The following is a 10,656-nucleotide window of genomic DNA, read 5'->3' on the forward strand; positions in this document are numbered from 1 at the left end:
TCAACCTGTTCATTTGGGGAAAATCTCCAGCAATCGTGGCGCTATCTTTTCCAGCGGGCGAATTTCCACCGCGGCATCGATCGCCGCGGCAGCCTTGGGCATGCCGTACACCGCACTGCTGTGCTGATCCTGAGCGATGGTCAAATAACCCTGCTGGCGCATGAGCTTAAGCCCTTGCGCACCATCGCGCCCCATCCCGGTCAATAAAACCCCGATCGCGTCACCGTTCCAGTAACTGGCCACGCTCTCGAAAAACACGTCGATCGAGGGGCGATAGATCTCGTTGACGGGTTCGGCGGTGTAGGCCAGCGTGCCGTTTTTCAACAAGCGAATATGGTGATTGGTCCCGGCCAGCAACACCGCGCCACTTTGCGGCGGCTCGCCTTCACGGGCCAGACGCACATCGAGACCGCTGGCGCTGGCCAGCCATTCGGCCATGCCGGCGGCAAACACCTGATCGACATGCTGCACCAGTACGATCGCCGCGGAAAAATCCTTCGGCAGGCCTTTGAGCAAAACCTCCAGCGCCGCCGGCCCACCCGCAGAAGAACCGATCGCCACCAGCCGCTGGCGTGACGGCGAACTGCGCGGCGAACTCGGCGCCGGGCGCGAACGTGGCGCCTTGTCGCCGATCAGCCAGCCGATGTTGAGGATCTTGCGCAGCAACGGTGCCGCCGCTTCCTGGGCATTGCCGGCGCCGATCGCCGGGGTGTCGACCACGTCCAGCGCGCCGTGCCCCATGGCCTCGAACACGCGGTGCACGTTCTGCTGGCGGTCGACGGTGACGATGACAATCGCGCACGGGGTCTCGGCCATGATCCGCCGCGTGGCTTCGACGCCGTCCATGATCGGCATGATCAGGTCCATCAGAATCAGGTCCGGGGTGTATTCGGCGCAGCGTTGCACCGCCTCGGCGCCGTTGCTGGCGACCCAGATCACCTGATGCGCCGGCTCGAAGGCCAGTGCTCGGCGCAAGGCCTCCACCGCCAGGGGCATGTCGTTGACGATTGCGATCCTCATGCCCGCGCTCCTCCAATGAGCTCGACCACTGCATCGAGCAGGGCGTCGTCATGAAAACTGGCTTTGGCTAGATAATAGTCGGCGCCGGCGTCCAGTCCACGGCGACGGTCTTCTTCGCGATCCTTGTACGACACGACCATCACCGGCAGCGATTGCAGACGGTTGTCGCGGCGCAACAGGGTGACCAGCTCGATGCCGTCCATGCGCGGCATGTCGATGTCGGTGATCAGCAGATCGAAGTTCTCCGAACGCAGCGCGTTCCAGCCGTCCATGCCGTCCACCGCCACCGCGACGTCGTAGCCGCGATTGAGCAGCAGTTTGCGTTGCAGCTCGCGCACGGTCAGCGAATCATCGACCACCAGCACCCGTTTGCGCGCCGCTTCGGCAGCCTGGTTGCCGTGGCGAGCGATGCGTTCCAGGCGCCCGGTATTGAGCAGTTTGTCCACCGACCGCAGCATGTCTTCGACATCGACGATCAGCACCACCGAACCATCATCGAGCAAGGCCCCGGCGGAGATGTCCTGAACCTTGCCCAGGCGCTCATCCAGCGGCAGCACCACCAGCGTGCGCTCACCGACGAAACGCTCGACCGCCACGCCGTAGATTGCCTCGCGCTCGCGGATCACCACGACTTTGAGGGTAGCGCCGGCGTTCTGGCTGGCCGGGCGATTGAGCAACTGACTCGCCGCCACCAGGCCGACATGGCGGCCCTCGTGCCAGAAGTGCTGACGGCCTTCGACCTGCACGATGTCTTCGGGGGCCAGGTCGCACATGCGTTCGATGTGCGCCAGCGGGAACGCATAGGCCTCTTCGCCGACCTCGACCACAAGGCTGCGCACCACCGACAGCGTAAGCGGCACCTCCAAGTGAAAACGGCTGCCCTCGCCCGCCGTCTGTTCCAGCACCACGGCCCCGCGCAATTGGCGAACCATGTGCTGAACAGCGTCCAGACCGACGCCACGGCCGGACACTTCGGTGACCTTGTCGCGCAGGCTGAAACCGGGCAGAAACAGGAAGGTCAGCAGTTCTTCTTCGCTCAATTGCGCTGCAGTTTCGGCTGGGGATAACTGCCGTTCGATGATGCTGCGGCGGACTTTCTCCAGATCGACACCATTGCCGTCATCGCTCAATTCCAGCACCAGCAAACCGGCCTGGTGGGAGGCGCGCAGGCGTATCAGGCCTTCTTCGGGCTTGCCCTTGAGCAGGCGTTGTTCCGGGGTTTCGATGCCGTGATCGACGGCGTTGCGCAGCAGATGCGTGAGCGGCGCTTCGAGCTTTTCCAGCACGTCGCGATCGACCTGGGTTTTCTCGCCTTCGATCTCCAGGCGCACTTGTTTGCCGAGGCTGCGACCGAGGTCGCGAACCATGCGTGCCTGCCCGCTCAGCACGTCGGCGAAGGGGCGCATGCGGCAGGCCAGCGCGGTGTCGTAGAGCACTTGTGCACGCTGGCTGGCTTGCCAGGCGAACTCGTCGAGTTCGGCGTTTTTCTCGCTGAGCAGTTGCTGCGACTCGGCGAGCAGGCGTCGCGCATCTTCCAGCGATTCGAGCGCTTCCAGACTCAGCGCGTGCTCCTTCAGGTGAACGTTGAGATTTTCCAGCGCGCGCAGGCCGTTGTTCTGCATGCGCTTGAGACGCTGCATGGTCGCCAGATGCGGTTTCAGCCGCTGGGTTTCCACCAGCGATTTGCTCGACAAATCGAGCAGGCTGTTCAGGCGCTCGGCGGTGACGCGCAAAACGCGCTCGCCGCCTTCGGTGGTGCGTTTGTTTTTGCGCGGTGTCGGCTCGGCGGGCTCGTCAATAATCGGCGCCGACACCATTGGCGCTGGCTCGATCTGCAAATCGGCCATCGGCGGCGAAGCAACTACAGCGGCTGCTGCCGACGGATCGAGCAAACGCCCCATCAACACCACGTAGGCTTCAATGTCAGTCGATTGCGGCGCGTTGGCCGGGGTGGCGATGCGCATCAGCAGGTCGGTGCCCTGTAGCAGCGCGTCGATGTGCTCGGGGCGCAGTAACAAACGGCCTTCCTGCGCGCTGACCAGGCAATCCTCCATGACGTGGGCGACGCTGACGCCGCTGTCGATGCCGACGATGCGCGCCGCGCCTTTGAGCGAGTGCGCCGCGCGCATGCACGACTCCAGTTGATCGGCCTGGGTCGGGTTGCGTTCCAGCGCCAGCAGCCCGGCGCTGAGCACCTGGGTCTGGGCCTCGGCTTCGAGGCTGAACAGTTCGAGCAGAGAGGCGTCGCGCATTTGCTCGGGGGTCATGTCAGGCTCCGGGTCACGGCAGACAACAGCTGTCCTTCATCCAGCCAGCGCAGGCTGCGACCGCGATATTGCAGAACGCCACGGGTGTACCTGGCACTGGTCTGCGCACCGGACTGCGACGCGGCATCAAGGATACGTTCGTCGATGGCATGGATGCCGTCCACCTCATCCACTGGCACCACCACTGGCCCGCCGTGTGCGGCGATGATCAGCATGCGCGGCATGACTCGTCCGCCGCCGACCGGCGCAACGCTGCCGTCAAGGTCGAGCAATTCCACCAGCGACAGGCACGCGACCAGTGCACCACGCACGTTGGCCACGCCGAGCAGGGCGCGCGAGCGCTGGTGCGGCAGCGAATGAATCGCCTGCAGCGGCGCGACTTCAACGAGGCTGCGCGTCGCCAGTCCGAGCCATTCCTCGCCGAGGCGGAACATCAGCAAAGAGCGGGTCTTGACGTCGGTTTCGACTTTGCTGACCACCGCGTCGCGCTGGTCCTGCTGCAACGAATAGCGGTCGAGCAGGCGCGTGGCGGCGGCGGAATACACCGAGCAATTGCGGCAATGGATGTGCTCTTCCAGCAACGGGCAGGACTTGTCGCCATGAATGCCGATGCGGTTCCAGCAATCGTCGATGGCGCGGGCGTCTTCGTGGGTAACGTTCAAGGTGTCGGACGCGCTCATCGTTTACGCTCACTGTCGGCGGTGCGCCCGCTGCGGGCGGCGCGCTCCTGCAATCGTCGGGCACCCACCGAGTCGCCCTGGGCCTGGAGCACCGCGGCCAGGTGCATCAGTGCTTCGGGGTGTTGCGGTTCGAGATACAAAGCCTTGCGGTAATAACCCTGGGCTTCGAGGCTCAGCCCGGCGACATCGCTGAGCAGGCCGAGCCAGTAGAACACCTGCGCCACCGGTTCATGACTGCGCAGATACTGTTCGCACGCGGCACGGGCCTCGGCGCTTTTGCCTTCGTTGGCCAGTGCAGCAATCTGCGCCAGCAATGTCGCGGCGTCCGGGTCGGCGGTTTTTTTCGTCACTGGCAAAGCGGTCACGGCGGCAAACGGACGGCTGCGCACTGGTGCCGGCGGGGTGCTGCGCAGTGGTTGGCTGACCGGCACGGCGAGCGGTTTGGGCGTCGGCAGCGGTTCGGGATGCGGCTCGCTATGACGGCTGAAGGCAAAGGACTGCGCGATACCAATCGAGCGCATGCCCAAGCGCCCGAGCAGACTGCCCTCCGCCGGGCCGATAAACAGCACGCCGTCGACATGAGTCAGGCGCTTGAGCACTTCGAACACCTGCTTCTGGGTCGGTTGGTCGAAGTAGATCAGCAAGTTGCGGCAGAACACGAAATCGAAGGCAGGCTCGTTCGCCAACAGCGTCGGATCGAGCACATTGCCGACCTGCCAGCGCACTTGTTCGCGAACGTATTCGTTGACCCGGTGGCCGTCCTGCTCGGCAAAAAAATGTCGTTCGCGGTATTCCAGATCCTGACCGCGAAACGAATTCTTGCCATACAACGCACGCCGCGCCTTTTCCACCGAGAGCGGACTGATGTCCATGCCATCGACCTTGAATTGATGCGGCTGCAATCCGGCATCAAGCAAGGCCATCGCAATCGAATAGGGTTCTTCGCCCGTGGAGCACGGCAGGCTGAGGATGCGCAACGCGCGCATGTTGTTGAGTTCTTTAAGCCGAGCTCGCGCCAGTTTGCCTAACGTGGCGAAGGATTCCGGGTAGCGGAAAAACCACGTCTCCGGGACGATCACCGCTTCGATCAGCGCCTGCTGTTCATCCCGCGAGCCTTGCAACAATTGCCAATATTCGTCGGCGTGGGCGGCCTGGGAAAGTGTGGTGCGCTGGCGTACGGCACGTTCGATGATCGCCGCGCCCACCGAGGCGACATCGAGGCCGATGCGTTCCTTGAGGAAATCAAAAAAGCGCTGATCACCACTCATGGCAGCGCCTCAAGCTGCGCCGGATCGCGCGGCGGATCGGGGAACAGCAAACTGCGCACGGCGTCATCGAGCAAGTCATTGACCCGCACCCATTGCAGCAATCCCTGCGCATCTTCGCGCACCGGGCCGAGGTACGGCGCCTCGCGGTTGTCGAGGCCGTAGGGCTGAAAATCTTGCGGATGACAGCGCAGTGTGTCGGTGGCCTGTTCGAGAATCAGCCCAAGCCATTGCGCGGGCTGCGAGTCATCCGGCTGATAATTGACCAGCACCAGCCGCGTGCTGGTGCGCGCCTCGGCGGGCTGGCCAAATGTCAGCGCGCTGAGATCGATCACCGGCACCACCGCGCCGCGATAGGCGACCACCCCGGCCACCCAATGCGGCGCGCGGGCAATCGGTTTCAACGGCAGGCGCGGCAGCACTTCGGCCACTTCGGTGGCGCGCAGGGCATAGCGTTCGCTGCCGATGCGAAACAGCAGGAACAGCGCCGGTTTCGCCACTGGCGCGGCGCCACGCTTGGCGATGATTTCGCTCATCAGACTTTGAATCGCGAAACGCCGCTGCGCAGGCCGACGGCCACCTGGCTCAGTTCGTCGATGGCGAAACTGGCCTGACGCAGCGATTCGACGGTCTGGCTGCTGGCATCGCCCAACTGCACCAGCGCGTGGTTGATTTGTTCGGCGCCGGTCGCCTGGGCCTGCATGCCCTCATTGACCATCAACACTCGCGGGGCCAGCGCCTGCACCTGATGGATGATCTGCGACAGCTGCTCGCCGACCTGCTGCACTTCGGACATGCCACGGCGCACTTCTTCGGAAAACTTGTCCATGCCCATCACCCCGGCCGACACCGCCGACTGGATCTCGCGGACCATTTGCTCGATGTCATAAGTGGCCACGGCGGTCTGATCCGCCAGACGCCGGACTTCGGTAGCGACCACGGCGAAACCGCGGCCGTACTCGCCCGCCTTCTCGGCTTCGATCGCCGCATTGAGCGACAGCAGGTTGGTCTGATCGGCCACTTTGACGATGGTCACCACCACCTGATTGATGTTGCCGGCCTTCTCGTTGAGGATCGCCAGTTTGGCGTTGACCAGATCGGCCGCGCCCATTACCGAGTGCATGGTGTCTTCCATGCGCGCCAGGCCTTGCTGGCCGGAACCGGCGAGCACCGAGGCCTGATCGGCAGCTGTGGACACTTCGGTCATGGTGCGCACCAGATCCCGCGAGGTCGCGGCGATCTCGCGAGAGGTCGCGCCGATTTCGGTGGTGGTCGCTGCGGTTTCGGTAGCGGTCGCCTGTTGCTGCTTGGAGGTGGCGGCGATCTCGGTTACCGAGGTGGTCACCTGCACCGAAGAGCGCTGCGCCTGGGAGACCAGCGACGTCAGCTCGGTCATCATGTCGTTGAAGCCGGTTTCGACCGCGCCGAACTCGTCCTTGCGATCGAGGTTCAGGCGCGAGCTCAGGTCGCCGGTGCGCATGATGTCGAGGATGGTCACGATCCTGTTCATCGGCGCCATGATTGCGCGCATCAACAGCAGCCCACAGAGGCCGGCGGCCAGCACCGCGACCAGCAGGGAAATGACCATGCTGACTTTGGCCGTCGCCACCGCGTCGTCGATGTTGGCCATGGCGGTATCAGCGACGACTTTGTTTTCGCCAATGATGTCGTTGAGTTTCATGCGCCCGGTGTACCAGGCCGGAGTCAGTTTTTCGTTGAATAACTTGACCGCATCCGCTTCAAGATTACGACTGCGCAGGTCCAGTACAGCGTTTTGAATCTCGATGTAGGTATCGTGATATTTCTCGAACAGGGCGAACTCGGAACGGTCTTCGTCGGTAGCCATGGTTTTACGATAGTTGGCCATCTGCTCTTGCAGACGCGCCTCGAATGCCTTGTAGTCCGCCGCATCTTCGCTGGAAATGCCCTGGCCTTCCTTGAGGCCGAGCAGCTCCTGGGTCTGCAAATAACTGTCGACCCACGCGCCGCGAATCATCGAGCTGTAGTAGACGCCGGGGATGGCATCGTCGCGCACGCTGTTTTCACTGGCCTCGATTTTCAGCAACCGCGAGTAGGACAGCACCACCATCAACAGCATGATGGCGATAATCACCGCAAAGCTCGCCAAGATGCGTTGGCGCAACGTCCAGTTCTTCACAGTGAATCCTCGTGCCTGATCGAAATGCGGGGAGTATAGCCGAGGGCGGTGTTTCATTTATAAGACGCTCTCGATCCTCAGGCCTGCGCTCTTTTGCTGGCGCCGCCCTGCAATTTCGAATTGATCGCCTTGGCCAAGCCAATACCTGGTTTTTCCAGCAATGCATAAACGACACTGGCCATTACCAGCGTCGCCAGCAAGTAGCTCAGAAAAACCACAACATCGAATTGTGCCTGCAGGTCTGTCGCATACGCCGCCCACTCCAGAAAGAACGGGTGTATCAGATACATCGAATAACTGATCGTGCCCAGGAACGTCAGGCTGTTGATGCTTTTGCGCAGGAACAACGTCACCACAAGGGCAATGGCCATACCGATCAGATAACTGGTCATATAAACCAGCGGATTTTCCTTGTAGCCCTGATCGGCGCTGTAAGCCAGCAGGCAGATAATCGGAAGCAAACACGCGAATAATGCCAACCAGACAGCGACGTATCGGTGAGCTTGCCCATGCGCCAGGCCCAGGCTGACATCCCGCCACAGACTGCCGAAAAACATGATTGAGAGGCACAACGGCAGCGCAACGGGGATCTTTTTGGCCAGATAGAACCTGGTGATCGCAAAGATCAGCGCCACTGCCAGCAACCCGATTGCCGCGCTGAGTCGCACCCAGGCTTTACCCAGGAGGCCGACGCTGAATAACGCCGCGCAAGCCACGTAGAAAAACATCTCGATGATCAGAGTCCAATACACGCCGAACAGATCCGGTGTTTGCACAGCGGCCTGCAGCATCGTCATGTTGATCAATACTGTGGAGAGCGGTACGGGCGTCGACAAAAACCAGTCCGAACTCGCAACCGCCAGAGCTATGGAGAACCAATACGCCGGATAGAGTCTGAAAAACCGGGAAACGGCGAAAACCGCCAGCGCATGCCGGCCCTGTTTCAAACTATAAGGAATGACCATCCCGCTGATCACGAAGAAGATCACCACCCCTACCTGCCCCAAGTTCACATGAGCAAAGAAGAAAGAGTCCCTGAGCGGGGTTCGTTCGATGAAGTGTGCTACCACCACGAACATTGCAGCGATGCCTCTCAAGGCATCCAGATGCGTCAGTCGATCTACCGGACTTGCTGCCCCGTCAGTAGCAAAGGGTAAGATTTTCAAGGATCTCAGACTCCCGCTTCGATCGATGATGCCTTCGCTGCGCCGGCCGCTTTGCTGTTCGTCAATCGCGCATCAAGAATTGCATTGATATGCTGGCCCAATCGAATCGAGCGCTTCTCTATCAAGAAAAAACAAAGTGATGAGAAGACAAGCGTGCTCAGACAATAAATAACAAAAACAGGAGCATTGAAACCGTTCTGAAGATGCACCTTCGAGTCAGCCAACTCCAGGAAGAACGGATGGATCAGATAGACTGAATAGCTGATCGTCCCTAGAAAAGCGAGCACCCGGCTTTCCAGTTTCAACACCGTGGTAGCCAACACAAAGAACACCAGCGCAGCAAAATAACTACCGGTAAAATTCCAGGCACTTTCTTGCAGCCCTTGATCGATATCGTAAGCCAGCAGTGCGATGATCGGAAATGTGGTAACAAACATAGCGATCCAGATCACGCTGTATTTCTTTCCCGACGGATTTCGATCGATTTGATAGTTGCGCCATATCCCTCCAAACAACATCAATGAAAGCGATGACAGGATTCCAACAGGGGCCGAGACAGAGTAATAATGTCGTGCCGCCGCTCCGGTTAGCGCAAGTAATAGGAGTGATATTGCCAACCAGAAGCGCGTTTTCAGGCACCCCAGCATTCCGAATACACTCAGCGCGATACAAAGACCATAGAAAACCAGCTCGACAAATAAGGTCCAATACACACCAAACAAGTTGGCGTACCCTAACACTGCCTGAACCATGGTGATGTTTGCCAATACCCTGCTCTCTTCAAGCTCCCCCGAAATAAAAAAAACAATAGCAAAGCAGGCCAATATTACTGAGAGCCAATAGGCAGGGTACAACCTGAAAAACCTTGAAATCATGAACCGCCGGTTCTTTCCGGGATAATCCTTGAAACTGAACGGAATTACGAAACCGCTGACCATAAAAAAAACCACGACGCCGAACTGCCCCGGCCGAAAATAATCGAATACCACCCAGCTGAGGAGTGGCGTTCTTTCAATATAGTGAGAGCCCATGACTGTCAGTGCCGCCAGGGCCCTGAGCGAATCGAGGTAAGTCAAACGATGACTGCTGACCATTCTGCTTGAAATATCCTTTTTCAATGACCTGCTCCGTTGAACAAATGACTAGGAGTTATATGTTTATTAATTGCGTTGATCTCACTGCAATAACAATCCGAAACGTGGCCCCGCTTGAGTAAGCGATCGGGTTAATCCACTCGTATTGATGTTCGGTCTCCAAACAAGGGTTACCCGGACCTCGAGCCTTCAGCCTGGATCGAAAATTTCCCTGCTCTGCGCTCAAGTGTGCTTCCAGATGTTGCTTGCGCTCTGAAGAGGCGCTCACAATCATGGTTGGCGTCAACTCTCGCCGCGGGCCGTTGAGCAATGGGCTATCTGCGACACTTTGCACTGCAAACAACCTATGTCATTCGTCAGGCTCGGTCAGGTTCCGCGAAGAGCGGAGCATCCGCAGCGATACGTGCACTTAGAATGAATAATGGAAAAAGCATCGTTTGGGGGGCATTTCGCTGAAGCGAGTGCAAAAACAGGAATTTCCTACAGACATAGCCGTGCCGAAAATACTCGATTTCCTACATTCAGCTTTTACATAGTGCTTCTGCGATCGCGCCATCGAAAGTTTCGAGGTGCGCTAACGCTTCCCGGCACACCAAAATTTCCTGCTCGCGAAGCAGTCACCTCGGTCCCGGCAAATCCCCAACTGCGCAAGAAGTTGCGCAGTAGGTCGTAATATTTCAGGGCCTAAATCCTCTGTAGCCCAGGCGCTGTAAGCCCTGCAGCCAAGTGCGCAAGAAGTTGCGCAGTACTGCGCAACTTCTTGCGCACTTTCTCCTGATTATTCCGCTGAAAATCGCCCCGAAAGATGACCGACCACCATGGCGAGCCCGCCACCCGGGCACCTCTCCAAACCTGGCACGCTCCTTGATAACCCTCAGCCACCCACCGGGCGATTTCGCCTCCGGGCACCCTCAATTTATCCGCAAGGAGAGCACCCCATGGCAACACCAGCGTACATGTCGGTTACCGGCGAAAAACAAGGCCTGATCACTGCCGGCGCGTTCAC

General features: G+C 59.7%; 8 protein-coding genes and 1 pseudogene. 1 reads left to right on the forward strand and 8 read right to left on the reverse strand.

What is annotated here, in order from left to right; genetic code table 11:
• Positions 1–9: 9 nt before the first annotated feature.
• From AEQ63_RS17995 to AEQ63_RS18030, 8 genes are all read right to left on the reverse strand, one after another.
• Positions 10–1,020, reverse strand: a complete 1,011-nt coding sequence (locus AEQ63_RS17995) for a chemotaxis response regulator protein-glutamate methylesterase (RefSeq protein WP_042606945.1) — start codon at positions 1,018–1,020, stop codon at positions 10–12.
• On the reverse strand, positions 1,017–3,287 hold the full coding sequence (locus AEQ63_RS18000; protein WP_064364281.1) for a hybrid sensor histidine kinase/response regulator: 2,271 nt from the start codon (positions 3,285–3,287) through the stop codon (positions 1,017–1,019). Before AEQ63_RS18000 ends, AEQ63_RS17995 begins: the two co-directional genes overlap by 4 nt.
• Positions 3,284–3,967, reverse strand: a complete 684-nt coding sequence (locus AEQ63_RS18005; RefSeq protein ID WP_064364282.1) for a chemotaxis protein CheW — start codon at positions 3,965–3,967, stop codon at positions 3,284–3,286. Before AEQ63_RS18005 ends, AEQ63_RS18000 begins: the two co-directional genes overlap by 4 nt.
• The gene (locus AEQ63_RS18010; protein WP_064364283.1) at positions 3,964–5,235 is read right to left on the reverse strand and encodes a CheR family methyltransferase; all 1,272 of its coding nucleotides are present in this window, start codon (positions 5,233–5,235) and stop codon (positions 3,964–3,966) included. Before AEQ63_RS18010 ends, AEQ63_RS18005 begins: the two co-directional genes overlap by 4 nt.
• The gene (locus AEQ63_RS18015) at positions 5,232–5,768 is read right to left on the reverse strand and encodes a chemotaxis protein CheW (RefSeq protein WP_064364284.1); all 537 of its coding nucleotides are present in this window, start codon (positions 5,766–5,768) and stop codon (positions 5,232–5,234) included. Before AEQ63_RS18015 ends, AEQ63_RS18010 begins: the two co-directional genes overlap by 4 nt.
• Positions 5,768–7,390: a methyl-accepting chemotaxis protein gene (locus AEQ63_RS18020; RefSeq protein WP_064364285.1), complete on the reverse strand. Its 1,623-nt coding sequence runs from the start codon at positions 7,388–7,390 to the stop codon at positions 5,768–5,770. The genes AEQ63_RS18015 and AEQ63_RS18020 overlap by 1 nt, the downstream gene beginning before the upstream one ends.
• Positions 7,391–7,467: 77 nt before the next feature.
• Entirely contained in the window at positions 7,468–8,556 is a 1,089-nt protein-coding gene (locus tag AEQ63_RS18025) for an acyltransferase family protein (protein WP_236705272.1), read from the reverse strand.
• A gap of 5 nt (positions 8,557–8,561) precedes the next feature.
• Entirely contained in the window at positions 8,562–9,674 is a 1,113-nt protein-coding gene (locus AEQ63_RS18030) for an acyltransferase family protein (protein WP_152972387.1), read from the reverse strand.
• 914 nt (positions 9,675–10,588) lie between these two features.
• Here AEQ63_RS18030 and AEQ63_RS28270 point away from each other — a divergent pair.
• Positions 10,589–10,656 (forward strand): annotated as a pseudogene (locus AEQ63_RS28270) (Hcp family type VI secretion system effector); the annotation flags it as partial.

Origin of the sequence: Pseudomonas sp. RIT-PI-o, assembly GCF_001297215.1 — a bacterium.
Classification (GTDB): Bacteria; Pseudomonadota; Gammaproteobacteria; order Pseudomonadales; family Pseudomonadaceae; genus Aquipseudomonas; species Aquipseudomonas moraviensis_A.

Excerpts from the sequence above, each read along its gene's own strand:
- AEQ63_RS17995 (WP_042606945.1), bottom strand. The coding sequence starts at position 1,020 with ATGAGGATCGCAATCGTCAACGACATGCCCCTGGCGGTGGAGGCCTTG.
- AEQ63_RS18000 (WP_064364281.1), bottom strand. The coding sequence starts at position 3,287 with ATGACCCCCGAGCAAATGCGCGACGCCTCTCTGCTCGAACTGTTCAGC.
- AEQ63_RS18005 (WP_064364282.1), bottom strand. The coding sequence starts at position 3,967 with ATGAGCGCGTCCGACACCTTGAACGTTACCCACGAAGACGCCCGCGCC.
- AEQ63_RS18010 (WP_064364283.1), bottom strand. The coding sequence starts at position 5,235 with ATGAGTGGTGATCAGCGCTTTTTTGATTTCCTCAAGGAACGCATCGGC.
- AEQ63_RS18015 (WP_064364284.1), bottom strand. The coding sequence starts at position 5,768 with ATGAGCGAAATCATCGCCAAGCGTGGCGCCGCGCCAGTGGCGAAACCG.